This is a genomic window from Streptomyces sp. NPDC007945 (assembly GCF_042958885.1).
Lineage (GTDB): Bacteria > Actinomycetota > Actinomycetes > Streptomycetales > Streptomycetaceae > Streptomyces.
The window spans coordinates 156,651-173,805 of sequence record NZ_JBIBJV010000011.1 but is presented as its reverse complement, the minus strand read 5'-3'; the positions used below and the strand labels follow the sequence as shown (position 1 = coordinate 173,805).

At 74.5% G+C, this 17,155-nt stretch carries 16 protein-coding genes; 8 read left to right on the top strand and 8 right to left on the bottom strand.

The annotated features are described in order from the left end of the window. Window positions 1-89 precede the first annotated feature (89 nt). The 6 genes from ACFZCF_RS28575 to hutU form a co-directional block, all read right to left on the bottom strand. Window positions 90-1,166 (bottom strand): GNAT family N-acetyltransferase, encoded by a 1,077-nt coding sequence (locus ACFZCF_RS28575; protein WP_391289774.1) that lies wholly within the window; start codon window positions 1,164-1,166, stop codon window positions 90-92. A 213-nt stretch (window positions 1,167-1,379) separates the two neighbouring features. Further along, entirely contained in the window at window positions 1,380-2,138 is a 759-nt protein-coding gene (locus tag ACFZCF_RS28570) for a hypothetical protein (protein WP_391289772.1), read from the bottom strand. 84 nt (window positions 2,139-2,222) lie between these two features. Further along, complete coding sequence (gene hutI / locus ACFZCF_RS28565; RefSeq protein WP_391289770.1) at window positions 2,223-3,392, bottom strand: imidazolonepropionase; 1,170 nt, start codon at window positions 3,390-3,392, stop codon at window positions 2,223-2,225. Window positions 3,393-3,439: 47 nt separating this feature from the next. Further along, the gene (locus ACFZCF_RS28560; protein ID WP_391289768.1) at window positions 3,440-4,783 is read right to left on the bottom strand and encodes a formimidoylglutamate deiminase; all 1,344 of its coding nucleotides are present in this window, start codon (window positions 4,781-4,783) and stop codon (window positions 3,440-3,442) included. After that, window positions 4,774-5,964, bottom strand: coding sequence for an allantoate amidohydrolase (locus ACFZCF_RS28555; RefSeq protein ID WP_388449280.1), 1,191 nt, complete (start codon window positions 5,962-5,964; stop codon window positions 4,774-4,776). Before ACFZCF_RS28555 ends, ACFZCF_RS28560 begins: the two co-directional genes overlap by 10 nt. Before the next feature lie 17 nt (window positions 5,965-5,981). Beyond that, complete coding sequence (gene hutU / locus ACFZCF_RS28550) at window positions 5,982-7,667, bottom strand: urocanate hydratase (RefSeq protein ID WP_388449066.1); 1,686 nt, start codon at window positions 7,665-7,667, stop codon at window positions 5,982-5,984. A 237-nt stretch (window positions 7,668-7,904) separates the two neighbouring features. On the opposite strand from hutU, the gene ACFZCF_RS28545 reads away from it, so the two are divergent. The 6 genes from ACFZCF_RS28545 (at window position 7,905) to ACFZCF_RS28520 (ending at window position 11,906) form a co-directional block, all read left to right on the top strand. Beyond that, the gene (locus ACFZCF_RS28545; protein ID WP_391289792.1) at window positions 7,905-9,230 is read left to right on the top strand and encodes a diaminopimelate decarboxylase; all 1,326 of its coding nucleotides are present in this window, start codon (window positions 7,905-7,907) and stop codon (window positions 9,228-9,230) included. A 33-nt stretch (window positions 9,231-9,263) separates the two neighbouring features. Further along, window positions 9,264-9,731: an SRPBCC family protein gene (locus ACFZCF_RS28540; protein WP_388449068.1), complete on the top strand. Its 468-nt coding sequence runs from the start codon at window positions 9,264-9,266 to the stop codon at window positions 9,729-9,731. Between the two features lie 151 nt (window positions 9,732-9,882). After that, window positions 9,883-10,284 (top strand): hypothetical protein, encoded by a 402-nt coding sequence (locus ACFZCF_RS28535; protein WP_391289765.1) that lies wholly within the window; start codon window positions 9,883-9,885, stop codon window positions 10,282-10,284. After that, window positions 10,281-11,048, top strand: a complete 768-nt coding sequence (locus ACFZCF_RS28530) for a transcriptional regulator (RefSeq protein ID WP_391289764.1) — start codon at window positions 10,281-10,283, stop codon at window positions 11,046-11,048. The genes ACFZCF_RS28535 and ACFZCF_RS28530 overlap by 4 nt, the downstream gene beginning before the upstream one ends. Then, complete coding sequence (locus tag ACFZCF_RS28525; RefSeq protein ID WP_388449074.1) at window positions 11,048-11,482, top strand: roadblock/LC7 domain-containing protein; 435 nt, start codon at window positions 11,048-11,050, stop codon at window positions 11,480-11,482. The genes ACFZCF_RS28530 and ACFZCF_RS28525 overlap by 1 nt, the downstream gene beginning before the upstream one ends. Window positions 11,483-11,534: 52 nt before the next feature. Continuing rightward, on the top strand, window positions 11,535-11,906 hold the full coding sequence (locus tag ACFZCF_RS28520) for a hypothetical protein (RefSeq protein ID WP_388449076.1): 372 nt from the start codon (window positions 11,535-11,537) through the stop codon (window positions 11,904-11,906). Window positions 11,907-11,923: 17 nt separating this feature from the next. Here ACFZCF_RS28520 and ACFZCF_RS28515 read toward each other — a convergent pair whose 3' ends face one another. Beyond that, complete coding sequence (locus ACFZCF_RS28515; RefSeq protein WP_391289761.1) at window positions 11,924-12,775, bottom strand: MurR/RpiR family transcriptional regulator; 852 nt, start codon at window positions 12,773-12,775, stop codon at window positions 11,924-11,926. Window positions 12,776-13,237: 462 nt separating this feature from the next. Continuing rightward, window positions 13,238-14,623: a cystathionine beta-synthase gene (locus ACFZCF_RS28510; RefSeq protein WP_388449080.1), complete on the bottom strand. Its 1,386-nt coding sequence runs from the start codon at window positions 14,621-14,623 to the stop codon at window positions 13,238-13,240. 132 nt (window positions 14,624-14,755) lie between these two features. Here ACFZCF_RS28510 and ACFZCF_RS28505 point away from each other — a divergent pair, with 132 nt between their 5' ends. Both ACFZCF_RS28505 and ACFZCF_RS28500 read left to right on the top strand, forming a co-directional pair. After that, window positions 14,756-15,799, top strand: a complete 1,044-nt coding sequence (locus tag ACFZCF_RS28505; RefSeq protein WP_388449082.1) for an SGNH/GDSL hydrolase family protein — start codon at window positions 14,756-14,758, stop codon at window positions 15,797-15,799. Between the two features lie 112 nt (window positions 15,800-15,911). Further along, window positions 15,912-17,132 carry an acetyl-CoA C-acetyltransferase gene (locus tag ACFZCF_RS28500; RefSeq protein ID WP_388449084.1) on the top strand — a complete coding sequence of 407 codons (1,221 nt, stop codon included), beginning with the start codon at window positions 15,912-15,914 and terminating at the stop codon, window positions 17,130-17,132. Window positions 17,133-17,155: the final 23 nt, after the last annotated feature.

The following is a 17,155-nucleotide window of genomic DNA, read 5'->3' as shown; positions in this document are numbered from 1 at the left end:
GTACGGGAGGTTCGAGGCCGGGTGCGGGCCGGTGGCGGGTCGTGCCCGCCCGTTCCGCCGGTGCGGAACGCCTGCCCTCGCCCGGCCGGCTAGCGGTCTCCGCGCAGGCGGGCGACGGTGTTCAGGGCCTCGCGGGCGCGGGCGGCCAGTTCGGGGCGGGCGCGGACGTAGGCGTGGGCCGCGCGGACCGGCTCGCGGCGGAGCCGGTGGAGGGCGGTGCGCGGGTCGGGGCGGGTGACGGCGCCCTCGTACACGGTGAGGTCGCCGGTCTTCAGGGAGTCCTTGTACTCGGCGGCGCCCCGCCCGAGGTCGAGCACTCCGATCCCGGCGGCCGCCGCGCCCTCGGCCATCCGCAGGTGGAGGACGAGGCCCGGGGAGTACTTGGCGAACTCGGGGTCGTACGCGGGGAACCAGCACGAGAGGACGGTCGCCGAGCGGAGCCCGAAGTGCGCGGCGACCGGGCGGTCGCCGACGTACAGCACGGACAGGACGCCGGAGCAGCCGGGCGCGCGCCCGGTGTGGAGGCGGCGCACCAGGGCGCTGATCCACTCCTGGGCGAAGCGGTCGCCGCGGCCGGTGCGGCGGTACTGCGCGGACTTCCACTCCATGAGGGTGCGCAGGGCGGCCGGGTCGCGCTCGTCGAAGACGAAGCGGAGTCCGCCGCCGGCCTGCCGGGCGAGCCTGCGCTCCTTGGCGAGGGTGGTCCTCAGGAACTTCGGCGACTGGACGCGCAGCAGCGCCTCGTACGCCGCGTACCCCTCGCCGACGTCGATGACGGGGGAGGCGAAGGACTCGTCGGCGGCGCCCTCGAAGACGGGCTGCCCGCTCTCCAGGTTGTCGTACTCCCAGAAGACGAGCCCGCAGGCCCGCAGCAGCGCCTCGGTGCCGGGTCGCAGCCCGGGCCGGAAGACCGCGCCCTGACTGTCGGAGACGCCGAACCCGATGGCCCGCCCGCGGCCCAACGGCCCCTTCTCGTACGGGAAGAAGCCGACGGGCTCGCCGTCCTCCCACCACACCGCGACCCGCGACCGGGGGCGCACCGCTCCGACGGCGAGGGTGAACTCCGGTTCCATGAAAGGGTTCGCGGGCGCGCCCAACTTGGCCCTCAGCTCACGCCAGGCGTCGATCTCCCGCCCGCCCAGCTCCCCCGGCCGCACGATCCCCACCCGACAAGCACGCACCTAGCCGACCCCCCGGTCATCCCCCTGAGCACTGCCAGGACAGGACGCTACCGGTCCGAACCGCTCTCCGGCAGGCATACTCGGCGTTTCGCTCGGCGGCGGGGACGTGCGGCGCCGGGGACGCGGGGCGGCTGCTCGCCCTGCCGGGCCGGGTGGTCCACCTCGGTCCACGCGGACGAGGATCCGGTCGGGTGCGGCTCAGGAGGACGCCGGCTCGCGGACGATCCTGGTGATGTCCGGGTCGCCCTCGATGGGGGCGCCGAAGGCGTCGACCCGGACACCGGTGGCGGTGGCGGTGAGCTCCAGGGCCAGGGAGTCGTTCGGGGAGAGGTCGCGGAGGTCGATCCGGACCCGGAGGGGGCCGCCGCCGGGCATGCGGTGGACGGATTCCGGCAGGTAGTCGAGGCCGGTCAGCGTCTTCCGCAGCGCGGCCTCGTCGGCGGGGGCGGTGGTGAAGGCCGCGCGGACGCGGTCGGCGTGGGCGTCCGCGGCGCACCGGTCGGCGGCGGTCAGCGGCTCCTCGTCGTGGGAGACGGTGGCCACGGGGTCGGGCGGCTCCGGCAGGTCCGAGGGAAGCTCCATGGGCACGGGGGGAAGGTCACCGCCGGGGCCCGGGGGGACGGCGGGGGTCGGGGGCTCGTCCGTGCCGTAGGGCGCCGCCGCCTCCGCCACGTTGCTGACGGCCGGCAGCGGGGGCAGTTCGATCGCGGAGCCCGGGACGCAGGTGTTCGCGATGCGGAGGGCGATCGCCTGGGCCCGCACGATCGGGTCGGGATGTCTCTCCAGGTCCTTCCCGGAGAGCATCCGGGGCGACGGGCTCGCGGTGACGGCCGCGGGGGCCGCGGTGGCGGCGGGCTCGCCCGCGGCGCCCTGCGTGCCGCAGGCGGTCAGGGTCAGGGCGCCGAGGGCGGTGGCCGTGAGGGCGAGGGCGCGGAGGGGACGCTTCGACGTGGTCATGCCGGAATCATGCGGGCGGGCCCGGACCGCCCGCATGAGTACGCCTACTCAACGGGTGCCGGGCGCAAGCGGGGTGGCGGTGCGTCAGACGACCCGGATGCCCCCGCGCCACACCTCAGCGACCAGCGGGACGCCGGGGCGGTAGGCGAGGTGGACGTGGGAGGGGGCGTCGAGGACGGTGAGGTCGGCGCGGGCTCCGGGCGCCAGCCGGCCCACGTCGGTGCGGCGGAGGGCGGCCGCGCCGCCGGCCGTGGCGGACCAGATCGCCTCGTCGGGGGTCATCCGCATGTCCCGGACGGCGAGCGCGACGCAGAACGGCATCGAGGAGGTGAAGGAGGAGCCCGGGTTGCAGTCCGTGGAGAGGGCCACGGTCACGCCCGCGTCGAGCAGGCGGCGGGCGTCCGGCCATGCGGCGCGGGTGGAGAACTCGGCGCCCGGCAGGAGCGTGGCGACCGTGTTCCCGGAGGCCAGGGCGTCGACGTCGGCGTCCGTGAGGTGGGTGCAGTGGTCGGCGCTGGCCGCGTCCAGCTCGACCGCGAGTCGGACGCCGGGGCCGTACGAGAGCTGGTTGGCGTGCACCCGGGCCTGGAGGCCCTTGGCCTGGCCGGCGGTGAGGATCGCGCGGGCCTGGTCGCCGTCGAAGGCGCCCTTCTCGCAGAAGACGTCGACCCAGCGGGCGTGGGGGGCGCAGGCGTCCAGCATCGGGCCGGTGACCAGGTCGACGTAGGCGGCCGGGTCGTCGGCGTGGTCCGGGGGGACGATGTGCGCGCCGAGGTAGGTGACCTCGTCGGTGTGCTCCGCGGCGATGCGCAGCGCCCGGGCCTCGTCCTCGACGGTGAGGCCGTAGCCGGACTTGGTCTCGAAGGTGGTGGTGCCCTGGCGGAGCGCCTCGCGCATGTAACGGGCGACGTTCGCGGACAGCTCGGCGTCGGTGGCGGCGCGGGTCGCGGCGACGGTGGTGCGGATGCCGCCGGCCTCGTAGGGCCGGCCGGACATGCGGGCGTGGAACTCGGCGGTGCGGTCGCCCGCGAAGACGAGGTGGGAGTGGGAGTCGACGAAGCCGGGGAGGACGGCGCGGCCCGCGGCGTCGACCCGGTGGTCGGCGTCCGGGGCCCGCGTCGCGGGGCCCGCCCACGCGACCCGGTCGCCGTCCAGGACGAGGGCGGCGTCCTCGACGAGGCCGAGGGGGCCCGTGCCGAGGTTCGGGTCGTTGGTGACCAGGCTGCCGATGTGGGTGATGACGGTGGTCGTCAAGGTGGTCTCCGGTGGGGAGGTTCGGGTGCGGGCCGGGGGTGCGGGGCTCAGTCCCTCAGCGCGGCGATCGCGTCCGCCAGGGACCGGGCCGCGTCCGGCACCGAGGTGTGCGTGCCGTCCCTGACGATCTCCCGGCCGCCGACCACGACGTGGCGGACGTCCGCGGCCGTGGCCGCGAAGACGGCCGTCTCGGGGGCCAGGCGGGGGACGGGGCCGGCCGTGCGGACGGTGTCCAGGGCGATCGTCGTGAAGTCGGCGAGGGCGCCCGCCTCCAGGGCGCCCGCGTCGGTCCAGCCGAGGGCCGCGTGGCCGTCGGCGGTGGCGGCCCGGAGGAGGGCGGCGGCCGTCCAGTGGCCCCGGACGTGGGTCCGCAGGCGCTCGTTCAGCTCCATGGCGCGGGCCTCTTCGAGGAGGTCGACGACAGCGTGGCTGTCGCTGCCGAGGGAGAGCGGGGAGCCGGCCTGCTGGAGGGCGACGGCGGGGCCGATGCCGTCGGCGAGGTCGCGTTCCGTCGTGGGGCACATGCAGGTGCCGGTGGAGGTGGAGCCGATGAGGGCGATGTCGGCGTCCGTCATGTGGGTGTTGTGGACGCCGGTCGTGCGGGGGCCGAGGACGCCGTGGTCGGCGAGGAGCCGGGTCGGGGTGACGCCGTGGGCGGCGTGGCAGGCCTCGTTCTCCGCGGTCTGCTCGGAGAGGTGGACGTGGAGCGGGGCCCGCCGCTCCTCGGCCCAGCGGGCGACGGTCGACAGCTGGTCGGCGGGGACGGCGCGGACCGAGTGGATCGCGGCGCCGACGCGTACGCCGTCCCGGTCCTTGAGGGCGCTCGCCCGCTCGGCCCACTTCTCGGCCGTGCCGTCGGTGAAGCGGAGCTGGTGCCGCTCGGGGGCGGCACCGAAGCCGGAGGAGAGGTAGGCGGTGTCGAGGAGGGTGATGCGGATGCCGGCGTCGGCGGCGGCCGCGATCAGGGCCTCGCCCATGGCGTTGGGGTCGGCGTAGGGGGTGCCGCCGGGGGCGTGGTGGAGGTAGTGGAACTCCCCCACGGCCGTGATGCCGGCGAGTGCCATCTCGGCGTACACGGCCCGGGCGAGCGCGAAGTAGGAGTCGGGGGTGAGGCGCTGGGCGACGGTGTACATGACCTCGCGCCAGGTCCAGAAGGTGCCGGAGCCGACCTGGACGGTGCCGCGCAGCGCGCGGTGGAAGGCGTGGCTGTGGGCGTTCGCGAGGCCCGGGATCGTGAAGCCGCGCAGGACGGTCGCGCCGGGCGGCGGGGCGTCCACGCCGGTGCGTACGGCGGTGATCCGGCCGTCGGTCGTGGACACGTCCAGGGCGACGCCCGGCTCGGCGTAGCTGCCGAGCCAGGCGTGTTCCAGCCAGTACGTCGTCAGGTGCACGCGAGGCCCTCCAGTACGTCGGCGAGTGCGCGGACGCCCGCCACGCAGTCGTCCTCGGCCGCGAACTCGGCCGGGGAGTGCGAGACGCCCGTGGGGTTCCTTACGAACAGCATGGCGGTCGGGACCGCCGCGGAGAGGATTCCGGCGTCGTGTCCCGCGCCCGTGCCGAGGACGGGGGCCTTCCCCCCGAGGAGGCGGACCAGCTCGTCGCGCAGGGCGTGCCGGAACTCGACGACGGGGGTGTAGGACTCGCGGACGACGGCCAGGTCGATGCCGTGCGCGGCCGCCTTGTCCCGGGCCGCCGTCTCGATCCCGGCGATCACCGCGTCGAGCGCGCCCTGGTCCGCGGCGCGGGCGTCGAGCCAGCCGCGGACGAGGGACGGGATCGCGTTGACGCCGTTGGGTTCGACGGAGATCTTGCCGAAGGTGGCGACGGCGCCCGCGAGTTCGGCCTCGCGGCGGGCGGCGAGGACGGTCTCGGCGTAGGTGAGCATCGGGTCGCGCCGGTCCACGAGCCGGGTGGTGCCGGCGTGGTTGGCCTCGCCGTGGAAGTCGTACCGCCAGCGGCCGTGCGGCCAGATGGTGGAGGCGACGCCGACGGCGTCGCCGGTCAGGTCGAGGGCGCGGCCCTGCTCGACGTGGAGTTCGACGAACGCGCCGATGCGGTCGAGGCGTTCGCGGTCCTCGCCGATCGTCTCGGGGTCGTGGCCGGCGGCCTCCATGGCCTGCGGCAGGGTGATGCCGTCGGCGTCGCGGAGCTCGTACGCCTTCTCCTTGGTCAGTTGGCCGGAGGTGAGGCGGGAGCCGACGCACGCGAGGCCGAAGCGGGCGCCCTCCTCGTCGCCGAAGTTGACGATGGCGAGGGGCCGCCGGAAGGAGGCGCCGCGGGCGCGGAGTTCGTCGAGGGCGGCGAAGGCGGAGACGACGCCGAGGGGGCCGTCGAAGGCGCCGCCGTCGGGGACGGAGTCCAGGTGGGAGCCGGTGACGACGGCGTCGCCGGCGGTGGGGTCGCCGAGCCAGGCCCACTGGTTGCCGTTGCGGTCGGTCTCGACGTCGAGGCGGCGGGCCTCGGCCTGCATGCGGAACCAGAGCCGGCAGTCGGCGTCGGCGCCGGTCCAGGCGTAGCGGCGGTAGCCACCGGAGGCGGCGCTGCGGCCGAGGGGCCGCAGCGACCGCCACATGGCGTGGAAGCTGTCGCTCACGCGGTGTCACCCTGGGAGACGGCGTCGGCGCCCTCGCGCATCGGGACGCGGACGCCCTTCTCGTCGGCGACGCGCTCGGCGATGTCGTAGCCGGCGTCGACGTGGCGGATGACGCCCATGCCGGGGTCGTTGGTGAGCACGCGGCGGATCTTCTCGCCGGCGAGCTTCGTGCCGTCGGCGACGGAGACCTGGCCGGCGTGGATCGAGCGGCCCATGCCGACGCCGCCGCCGTGGTGGATCGACACCCAGGAGGCGCCGGAGGCGACGTTGACCATGGCGTTGAGCAGCGGCCAGTCGGCGATGGCGTCGGAGCCGTCGAGCATGGCCTCGGTCTCGCGGTACGGGGAGGCGACCGAGCCGCAGTCGAGGTGGTCGCGGCCGATGGCGAGGGGGGCGGCGAGGGTGCCGTCGGCGACCATGTCGTTGAACATGGCGCCGGCCTTGTCGCGCTCGCCCTGGCCGAGCCAGCAGATGCGGGCCGGGAGGCCCTGGAAGTGGACGCGCTCGCCGGCCATCTTGATCCAGCGGTGCAGCGACTCGTTCTCGGGGAAGAGGTCGAGGATCGCCTTGTCCGTCTTGTGGATGTCGGACGCCTCGCCGGAGAGGGCGGCCCAGCGGAAGGGGCCCTTGCCCTCGCAGAAGAGGGGGCGGATGTACGCGGGGACGAAGCCGGGGAACGCGAACGCGCGGTCGTAGCCGGCCAGCTGGGCCTCGCCGCGGATGGAGTTGCCGTAGTCGAAGACCTCGGCGCCGGCGTCCATGAAGCCGACCATGGCCTCGACGTGCCGGGCCATGGACTCGCGGGCGCGGGTGGTGAAGCCGGCCGGGTCCTTGGCGGCGGCGTCGGCCATGTCCTCGAAGGCCACGCCGACCGGGAGGTACGACAGCGGGTCGTGGGCCGAGGTCTGGTCGGTGACGATGTCGATCGGGGCGCCCTCGGCGAGCATCTGCGGGACGAGCTCGGCGGCGTTGCCGAGGAGGCCGATGGAGAGCGGGCGGCGGGCGTCGCGGGCCTCGACGGCCAGCTGGAGGGCGTGGGCCAGGTTGTCGGCCCTCACGTCCAGGTAGCGGTGCTCGATGCGGCGCTCGATGGCGCGCGGGTCGACGTCGACACAGATCGCGACGCCGTCGTTCATCGTCACGGCGAGGGGCTGGGCGCCGCCCATGCCGCCGAGGCCGGCGGTGAGGGTGATCGTGCCGGCCAGGGTGCCGCCGAACTTCTTCGCGGCGACGGCGGCGAAGGTCTCGTAGGTGCCCTGGAGGATGCCCTGGGTGCCGATGTAGATCCAGGAGCCGGCCGTCATCTGGCCGTACATGGTGAGGCCGAGGGCCTCCAGGCGCCGGAACTCCTCCCAGTTGGCCCAGTCGCCGACGAGGTTGGAGTTGGCGATGAGGACGCGGGGCGCCCACTCGTGGGTCTGCATGACGCCGACGGGGCGGCCGGACTGGACGAGCATGGTCTCGTCCTGCTTCAGCGTCCTCAGCGTGCGGACCATGGCGTCGAAGGAGCGCCAGTCGCGGGCGGCCTTGCCGGTGCCGCCGTAGACGACGAGCTTGTCGGGGTGCTCGGCGACCTCGGGGTCCAGGTTGTTCTGCAGCATCCGCAGGGCGGCTTCCTGCTGCCATCCCAGGGCACTCAGTTCCGTACCGCGCGGGGCCCGAACGGGGCGGGGTCCTGACATGGCGAAGCCTCCTCGATGTCGTCCAGATATTCACATCCTGGCCTGATGAATAGAAGTAGTCAACAGGGCGCGGCGCCCGGCCCCCCCCCACTCCCCGCCACGGCGCCCGCTCCGACCCGCGCGCCCACCCCCCGCACCCGCCCCGGTGACGCCGCGCGCCCACCCCTCGCACGCCCCCGTGACGCCCCGGCCCACCCCGTGCACGCGCCCGTGACGCCCCGCGCCCGGCCCGCCAGGATGGACCCCATGGCCTCCTTCCGCCGTGACCTCGCCGTCCGAGCCGCCGTCGCCCAAGGACTCCTCACCCCCGCCGCCCCCGTCGTCGCCCTCCTCGACACCGCCGGCATCCGCGCCTCCGCCGCCGCCCTGACCAGCGCCTTCGCCGCCGTCACCCGGGCCGAGGTGCTGCACGCCTTCGCGGTGAAGGCGGCGCCGCTCGTGCCCGTGCTGCGGCTCCTCGCCGACGCCGGGATCGGGGCGGAGGTGGCGAGCCCGGGGGAGCTGGCGCTCGCGCGGGCAGCCGGCGTGCCCCCGTCCCGTACCGTCCTCGACTCGCCCGCGAAGACGCCCGCCGAACTCCGCGAGGCGCTCGCCCTCGGGATCGCCGTCAACGCCGACAACCTCCAGGAGCTGGCCCGGATCGACGCCCTCGTCGCCACCGCCCCCACCGCCTCGCCGCTCGGACTGCGCGTCAACCCGCAGGTCGGCGCCGGGACCATCGGCGCCCTGTCCACCGCCACCGCCACTTCCAAGTTCGGCGTCGCGCTGCGCGACGAGGGCGCCCGGGAGGCCGTCGTCCGGGCGTACCTGGACCGGCCCTGGCTCACCCGGCTGCACACCCACACCGGATCCCAGGGCGTCCCGCTCACCCTGATGGCCGAAGGCGTCCGGGCCGCGTACGAGCTGGCCGAGGAGATCAACGCCAAGGCCGGCCACCCGCGGATCGACACCCTCGACATCGGCGGCGGGCTGCCCGTGAACTTCGCCTCCGACGAGGAGACCCCCACCCACGCCGACTACGCCCGGCTGCTCGCCGCCACCGTCCCCGGCCTCCTCGACGGGCGCTACCGCCTCGTCACCGAGTTCGGGCGCTCGCTGCTCGCCAAGCACGGCACGGTCCTCACCCGCGTCGAGTACACCAAGACCTCCGGCGGCCGCCCCATCGCCGTCACCCACGCCGGCGTGCAGCTCGCCACCCGCACCGTGTACGCCCCCGAGGCCTGGCCCCTGCGGATCCTCGCGTACGACTCCGAGGGCCGCCCCCGCACCGGCGCGGTCACCGTCCAGGACGTGGCGGGCCCCGCCTGCTTCGCCGGCGACCTCCTCGCCGCCGGCCGCGCGCTGCCGCCGCTCCACCCCGGCGACGTGGTCGCCGTGCCGGACACCGGCGCGTACGCCTTCGCCCACCACTACGCCTACAACAGCCTCCCCCGCCCCGCCGTCCACGGCTTCACGGTCACCGCCGACGGCGCCGTCGCCTTCGCCCTCGTCCGCCCCGCGCAGACCGCCCAGGAGCTCGTCGCCGAAGCCGGCGGCGCGCACGCGGACGCGCTCGTCCGGTAGCGGAGCCCCCGGGAACCCCCTTCGATGGGAGCCATGACCACCACCACAACCGTCGTCGTGGAGCGCCGGGTCGCCGCCTCGCCCGGCCGCGTCTGGGAGTCGATCACCGACCTGCCGGACCTGCCCCGGGTGCTCTCCGGCGTCCAGCGGGTCGAGGTGCTCACCGAGGGCGGCTTCGGCGTGGGCACCCGCTGGCGGGAGACCCGGAGGATGCTCGGCAAGGAGGCCACGGAGGAGATGACCGTGACCGAGTGCGAGCCGCCCGACCGGTACGTGACGGTGGCCGACTCGCACGGCATGCACTACGTCTCCGAGCTGTCGCTGCGCCCCGACGGCCCGGACGCCAGCGTCCTGCGGATGGCCTTCTCCGCCCGCCCAGCGGACGGCCGGCGGCCGAACCCGCTCGCCCGCCTCCTCGCCCGCTTCGGCGCGAAGGCCGTCTCCAAGGCGCTCGCGAAGGACCTGGACGACATCGCGCGGGCGGTCGAGTCCCGCTTCTGACCCCGCCGCCCCGCCCCTTGTCACGTTCGATTCCGGTCGTCCATGGGCATGTTCCGGTGGAAAATGCCAGAACCCCCTCCCGTCGGGGCCGCGTTCAGTAACGTCACCGTCACTGCCGTTGCTCGCACGCCGTATCGGGAGGGGAACCCGCGTGCCCGGAATCGACGAGTGCCTGACCGAGGCCATGGCCCTGCCGGGCGCGCGCGGCGCCTGGCTGGTCGACTGGAACAGCGGCCTCGCACTCGGCACCGCGGGCGAGTCGCCGGTCGGCGACCACGAGACGACGGCCGCGGAGACCGCCGAACTCGCCCGGGCCGCCGCCGAGTTCGACTCCTTCACCGTCGCCGCCGAGGACGACGGCGAGGACGACGGCGAACCACCCGTGGAGGACCTCATCGTCACCACCCGGGCCGGCTACCACGTCCTCCGCTTCGTCCGGACCACCTTCGACAGCAGCGTCTTCCTCCACCTCTGGCTCGACCGGCGCACCGGCAACCTCGCCCTCGCCCGCATCCGCCTCGGCGACCTCGCCGAGCGGCTGGTCCTCGGATGAGCGTCTCCCCCATGCTCGTCCGGCTCGCGGCGGAACGGGCCACCGGCGCCCTGCTGCGCGACCACGGCACCCTCTACCTCGTCGACGGCCGCGTCGTGCACGCCGAGAGCCCCGCCGCCCCCGGCATGGACGTCCTCCTCACCGCCGCCGGACGGCTGCCCCGCGAAGGCTGGGACGAGGCCGTCGACCGGGCCGGCGCGCACCGCGCGGTCGGCCGCTTCCTCGTCGACAGCGGCCGGCTCGGCGACGGCGAGCTGGAGATCTGCCACCTCGGCGCCGTCTTCGACGCCGCCTTCTTCGCGCTCTCCCCCACCGGCGGCCCCACCCGCTTCCGGTACGGCGTCGGCCACTGGTTCGGCACGGTCCGCCCGGTCTCCGCCGAGGCCGTCGAGCGCGAGACCCTCCGCCGCCGCGAACTCCTCGACGCCGTCTGGCCGTACGCCTCCGTCGACACCGCCCCCGTCGTGCCCCGGCCGGCCGGCCCCCACCAGGGCGTCGGCGCCCGCCGGCGCGCCCTGCTCGCCGCCGCCGACGGCGTCCGCACCCCCGCCGACCTGGCCCGGCACCTCGGCCGCCCGGCCTTCCACACCCTCCTCGACGTCCGCAGGCTCGCCGCCGCGGGACTCGTCGAGACCCCGCTCGACACGGTCCCCGACGCCGCCGCCGTACCGCCCGCCCCGGCCTTCCCGCCGGTCCCCCCGGTGTCCGACCCCGACATCGCCCTGCTGCGCCGGCTCCGTGACGCCCTGGAGGCACACCTGTGATGAGGCGTGCTCTGCGCCTGCGCGCCGAGAGGAGACAGTTGATGACAGCCGAAGCCGAGGTGCTCGGCGAGCTCAGACGCCTGCGCGCCCGGCTGCCCCAGCTCACCGGGGCGCTCGCCGCCAGCGTCGACGGCCTCGTGCTCGCCCACGACACCGTGGACGGCGCCGCCGAGAGCGTGGCCGCGCTGACCGCCGCCGCGCTCGGCGTCGGCCGGCGGCTCACCGAGTCCACCGGCCGGGGCGGCTTCCGCGAACTGCTCGTACGGGGCGAGGACGGTTACGTCGCCACGTACGCGGCCGGCGGCTCCGCCGTCCTCACCCTGCTCACCGGCCCCCGCGTCAACGTGGGCCGGCTCCACCTGGAGGCCCGCCGCTCCAGCGTCCGCATCGGCGAACTCGTCGACGGCGCGCTGGACCGCGGGGAGACCCCCTGACCCCGCACCGCACGCCATCCGATCCGTACGGAAGACAGAAGGAAGTCGCACCATGACCAACGTCGAAACCGCCCTCAAGGAAGCCGCCGCGATCGACGGCGCGATCGGCGCGGCCCTCGTCGACTACACCAGCGGCATGGCCCTCGGCACCATAGGCGGGGGCAAGGAGCTCGACCTCACCATCGCCGCCGCCGGCAACACCGACGTGGTCCGGGCCAAGGTCCGGGCGATGGAGATGCTGGGCATCGACGAGGAGATCGAGGACATCCTGATCACCCTCGGCACCCAGTACCACCTCATCCGGCTGCTCAAGAGCCGCGCCTCCCAGGGTCTCTTCCTGTACCTGGCCCTGTCGAAGGACCGCGCCAACCTGGCGATGGCCCGCCACCAGCTGAAGAAGCTCGAAGCGGACCTGGAGGTCTGACCGCCGCCGGACTCCCGCTACTCGACGAAGAGTCCCCGCTCCGCGGCCTTCGCGTCGAACTGCTCCAGGCGCGCCTGCGCGTCCGGCAGCTCGTCCGCCATGGCCTCCAGGAGGACCCGGCCGAGGAGCATCGGCGCACAGGCGGTGTCGAAGGCCAGGCCGGTGCCGACGGCGGCCGGGATGAGCAGGTCGGAGTGGGCGGCGACGGGCGCGAAGGCGGATTCGGCCACGGTCACCACCGTGAGCCCGGCCGCCCGCGCGTACTCCAGCGCCTCGACGACCTCCCGGGGGTGCCGGGGCAGCGCGAAGCAGAGCAGGGTGCCGGCCCCGGCCCGGACGGCCGCGTCGATCCGGTCGGTGAGCATCGAGCCGCCCTCGTCGAGCAGCCGGACGTCCGGGTGCACCTTGGCGGCGAAGTAGGCGAAGCCGCGGGCCTGGGAGGAGGCGGCGCGCAGGCCAAGGACGAGCAGCGGGCGGGAGCCCGCGAGGAGCCGGCCCGCGCGCTCCACCGGCGCCGGGTCGGCGAGCAGCCCGGCGAGGTGCCGGAGGTTCTCGATCTCCGCGAGGACGGCCTGCTGGTACTCGTTGTGCCCGCCGTCCTCCGGCTCCCCGGTCTCGGCGGCGGGGCCGGGCGGCGCGACCTCCCGCAGGTGGCGGCGGAGCGCCGGGTAGCCGTCGAAGCCGAGGGCGACCGCGAACCGGGTGACGGAGGGCTGGCTGACCCCGGCGAGCTCGGCGAGCTCGACGCTGGAGAGGAAGGGCGCGTCGGCGGCCCGCCGCACCATGCAGTGGGCGATCCGCCGCTGCGTGGGCGTGAGCCGGTGCCCCTCGAAGAGCGCCTGGAGCCGCCCGGCCGGGCTGTCGCTCATGCCGTCCCCCTTCATCCCGTCCATTCATCCCTGACCTTGCCTGCATAAGGATATGCAGGGGGTCGTCGTGGAGGGCGGCGGCAAGGGCATACGCGGGCCTGTACGTCTTCCGCGACGGCGAGGGGCGGGGAGGGTCGGGGAGGCGGCCCGGGAGCGAGGGCCTGGCGACGCGTCCGATCGTCCGGCTGCGAAGCCGCCGGAAAGCTGACGCGGGGACCGCCGCACCCCCATCGCTGGGGGGCGGGACGACGGCGGTCCCCGCGGGGGACACGGGCCCGGGTCAGGGCCGGTCTCCGCGTCCGTGGCGTCGTCAGAGGTCCGGGAGCCGCTCCGGAGGTTTCCGTGACGCCGACGGAGAACACTCTGCCGGAGGCGTGTTAAGCGGGTGCTGCGCGGACGTGACGCACGCGTACCGTTTGCGCGAACGCCCCCGCGGCCACCCGCCCGCACCCCTCCGGACGGCTACTTGCCGCCGCCGTTGGCCAGGAAGGCCAGCAGGTCCTGGCGGCTGACGACGCCGGTCGGCTTGCCCTCGACCAGGACGATGGCGGCGTCGGCGTCGCCGAGGACCGACATCAGGTCGGCGACCGGCTCACCCGAGCCGACCTGCGGCAGCGGCGCGGACATGTGGCCCTCCAGCGGGTCCTCCAGCTGCGCCTGCCGGGTGAAGAGGTGGTCCAGGAGCTCGCGCTCCACGACCGAGCCGATCACCTCGGCGGCCATGACGTCGGGGTGGCCCGCGCCCGGCTTCACGATCGGCATCTGGGAGACGCCGTACTCGCGCAGCACCTCGATGGCCTGGCCGACGGTCTCCTCCGGGTGCATGTGGACGAGGGACGGCATGCCGCCCGACTTGTGGCGCAGGACGTCGGCGACGGTGGCGGTGGAGGTGTCCTCCAGGAAGCCGTAGTCGGCCATCCACTCGTCGTTGAAGATCTTCGACATGTAGCCGCGGCCGGAGTCCGGCAGCAGCACGACGACGACGTCGTCGGGGCCGAGCTCCCGGGCGACCTCCAGGGCGGCGACCACGGCCATGCCGCAGGAGCCGCCGACCAGGAGGCCCTCCTCCTTGGCAAGGCGGCGGGTCATCTGGAAGGAGTCCTTGTCGGACACCGCGACGATCCGGTCCGTGACGTTCCGGTCGTAGGCGGTGGGCCAGAAGTCCTCACCGACGCCCTCGACCAGGTACGGCCGGCCGGAGCCGCCCGAGTAGACGGAGCCCTCGGGGTCGGCGCCGATCACCTTGACGGTGCCGCCGCTGACCTCCTTCAGGTAGTTGCCGGTGCCGGAGATGGTGCCGCCGGTGCCGACGCCCGCGACGAAGTGGGTGATCTTCCCCTCCGTCTGCTCCCACAGCTCGGGACCGGTGGTCTCGTAGTGCGAGCGGGGGTTGTTCGGGTTCGAGTACTGGTCGGGCTTCCAGGCGCCGGGCGTCTCGCGGACCAGGCGGTCGGAGACGTTGTAGTACGAGTCCGGGTGCTCGGGGTCGACGGCCGTGGGGCAGACGACCACCTCGGCGCCGTAGGCCCGCAGCACGTTGATCTTGTCAAGCGACACCTTGTCGGGGCAGACGAAGATGCACTTGTAGCCCTTCTGCTGGGCCACGATCGCCAGGCCGACACCCGTGTTGCCCGACGTGGGCTCGACGATGGTGCCGCCGGGCTTCAGCGCGCCGCTCTGCTCGGCCGCCTCGATCATCCGCAGCGCGATGCGGTCCTTGACCGACCCGCCGGGGTTGAAGTACTCGACCTTGGCGAGGACGGTGGCCTGAATGCCTGCCGTCACGTTGTTGAGCTTCACCAGCGGGGTGTTGCCGACGAGGCTGATCATCGAGTCGTGGAATTGCACCGTGTTCTCCGGGGTCTCCGTAATGGTGTGGCCAGCGTATGCGTAGTCGGGACGCCTTTCGGGGCAGGTAGACCCTGAACGGCCCGGAAGGGCCGGTGGGACCGGTACGGCTCGGAGGAGGTGGCGCCCGCGATGTCCAGGGCGAGGGTGGCACGCCGGATCGCGGCGGGAGCGGCGTACGGCGGCGGGAGCATCGGCTTGATCGGCGTGGCCGCGGTCGGGGTCCTGCTGGCGGAGGCGCAGCTCGCCAAGCGGACGGTCGGCACGGGGACGGCGCCCCTGCCGCCGACCGTGGACGGGCTCTACGGCCGGACCTTCGGCACCGAGGACCCGCTCCGGCTCGCCCTTCTGGGTGATTCCACGGCTGCCGGACAGGGCGTGCGCCGGGCGGGTCAGACGCCGGGCGCGCTGCTCGCCTCGGGGCTCGCGGCGGTCGCGGAGCGTCCGGTGGTGCTGAAGAACGTGGCGCTGTCGGGGGCCCGCTCGGACGACCTGGAGCGCCAGGTGTCGCTGTTGCTCGCACAGCCCCTGGGACCCCCGGACGTCTGCGTGATCATGATCGGGGCGAACGACGTGACGCACCGGATGCCGGCGACGGAGTCGGTACGACTCCTGGCGGCGGCGGTGCGGCGGCTGCGGACGGCCGGCGCGGAGGTGGTCGTCGGCACCTGCCCGGATCTGGGCACGATCGAGCCGGTCTACCAGCCGCTGCGCTGGCTGGCCCGGCGGGCCTCGCGGCATCTGGCGGCGGCGCAGACGATCGTGGTGGTGGAGCAGGGCGGGCGGACGGTGTCGCTGGGCGACCTGCTGGGCCCGGAGTTCGCGGCCAACCCGCGGGAGATGTTCGGCGTGGACCTCTTCCACCCCTCGGCGGAGGGGTACGCGACGGCGGCGATGGCCGTGCTGCCGACGCTGTGCGCCGCGCTCGGCGTGTGGCCCGAGCCCGACCGGCTGGAGCCGGGCCGCCGGGAGGACGTGCTGCCGGTGGCGAAGGCGGCGGCCGAGGCGGCGAAGCAGGCGGGCACCGAGGTGACCGGGGCGCGGGCCCCGTGGGCGCTCCTGAAGCACCGGCGCCGGCGGCGGCTGACGGAGGCCGCGGAGGCGGAGGGCGCGGCCCCCGGGGGCGTACGGGAGCCCGGCGGGGAACCGCTGCCGCAGGACTCCCCCCACACCTGAGCAAGCGCTTAGAAAAGAGGCCCTCGTCACACGTCGTTCCCGGTGACCCCGCGCGGTACGTGCAGGTAACTTCCCCTTGAGTCCGTCCGTCCACCAGCCCCCTGGAGCCGTGATGCCCGAAGCCGTGATCGTCTCGACCGCCCGTTCCCCCATCGGCCGGGCCTTCAAGGGCTCCCTCAAGGACCTGCGCCCCGACGACCTCACGGCCACGATCATCCAGGCCGCGCTCGCCAAGGTCCCCGAGCTGGACCCGCGCGACATCGACGACCTGATGCTGGGCTGCGGCCTCCCGGGCGGCGAGCAGGGCAACAACCTGGGCCGGATCGTCGCCGTGCAGATGGGCATGGACCACCTGCCGGGCTGCACGGTCACCCGCTACTGCTCCTCGTCGCTGCAGACCTCCCGCATGGCGCTGCACGCGATCAAGGCGGGCGAGGGCGACGTCTTCATCTCGGCGGGCGTCGAGATGGTGTCCAGCTTCGTCCGCGGCAACTCGGACTCGTGGCCCGACACCCACAACCCGCTCTTCGCCGAGGCCGAGGCCCGCACCGCGGCCGTCGCCGCCTCGGAGGGCTCCACCTGGCACGACCCGCGCGAGGACGGCCTGATCCCCGACGCGTACATCGCCATGGGCCAGACGGCGGAGAACCTCGCCCGCTGGAAGGGCGTCAGCCGCCAGGAGATGGACGAGTTCGGCGTCCGCTCGCAGAACCTCGCCGAGCAGGCCATCAAGAACGGCTTCTGGGAGCGCGAGATCACCCCGGTGACGACCCCGGACGGCACGGTCGTCTCCACGGACGACGGCCCGCGCGCCGGCGTCACCCTGGAGGGCGTGCAGGGCCTCAAGCCGGTCTTCCGCCCCGACGGCCTGGTCACCGCCGGCAACTGCTGCCCGCTGAACGACGGCGCCGCCGCGCTCGTCATCATGTCGGACACCAAGGCCCGCGAGCTGGGCCTGACCCCGCTGGCCCGGATCGTCTCCACCGGCGTCTCCGGCCTCTCCCCCGAGATCATGGGCCTGGGCCCGGTCGAGGCGTCGAAGCAGGCGATCGAGCGCGCCGGCCTCACCGTCGGCGACATCGACCTCGCGGAGATCAACGAGGCCTTCGCCGCCCAGGTCATCCCCTCCTACCAGGAGCTCGGCCTGGACTTGGACAAGGTGAACGTCAACGGCGGCGCCATCGCCGTCGGCCACCCCTTCGGCATGACGGGCGCCCGCATCACCGGCACCCTGATCAACAGCCTCCAGTTCCACGACAAGCAGTTCGGCCTGGAGACCATGTGCGTCGGCGGCGGCCAGGGCATGGCCATGGTCATCGAGCGGCTGAGCTGAGCCGTAGCGGAGGGTAGGGGTCG

Coding starts and splice junctions, on each gene's coding strand:
- ACFZCF_RS28570 (WP_391289772.1), bottom strand. CDS start 2,138: ATGACCACGTCGAAGCGTCCCCTCCGCGCCCTCGCCCTCACGGCCACC.
- ACFZCF_RS28555 (WP_388449280.1), bottom strand. CDS start 5,964: ATGTGGCGGTCGCTGCGGCCCCTCGGCCGCAGCGCCGCCTCCGGTGGC.
- hutU (WP_388449066.1), bottom strand. CDS start 7,667: ATGTCAGGACCCCGCCCCGTTCGGGCCCCGCGCGGTACGGAACTGAGT.
- ACFZCF_RS28545 (WP_391289792.1), top strand. CDS start 7,905: ATGGACCCCATGGCCTCCTTCCGCCGTGACCTCGCCGTCCGAGCCGCC.
- ACFZCF_RS28540 (WP_388449068.1), top strand. CDS start 9,264: ATGACCACCACCACAACCGTCGTCGTGGAGCGCCGGGTCGCCGCCTCG.
- ACFZCF_RS28530 (WP_391289764.1), top strand. CDS start 10,281: ATGAGCGTCTCCCCCATGCTCGTCCGGCTCGCGGCGGAACGGGCCACC.
- ACFZCF_RS28525 (WP_388449074.1), top strand. CDS start 11,048: ATGAGGCGTGCTCTGCGCCTGCGCGCCGAGAGGAGACAGTTGATGACA.
- ACFZCF_RS28520 (WP_388449076.1), top strand. CDS start 11,535: ATGACCAACGTCGAAACCGCCCTCAAGGAAGCCGCCGCGATCGACGGC.
- ACFZCF_RS28515 (WP_391289761.1), bottom strand. CDS start 12,775: ATGAGCGACAGCCCGGCCGGGCGGCTCCAGGCGCTCTTCGAGGGGCAC.
- ACFZCF_RS28505 (WP_388449082.1), top strand. CDS start 14,756: ATGTCCAGGGCGAGGGTGGCACGCCGGATCGCGGCGGGAGCGGCGTAC.
- ACFZCF_RS28500 (WP_388449084.1), top strand. CDS start 15,912: ATGCCCGAAGCCGTGATCGTCTCGACCGCCCGTTCCCCCATCGGCCGG.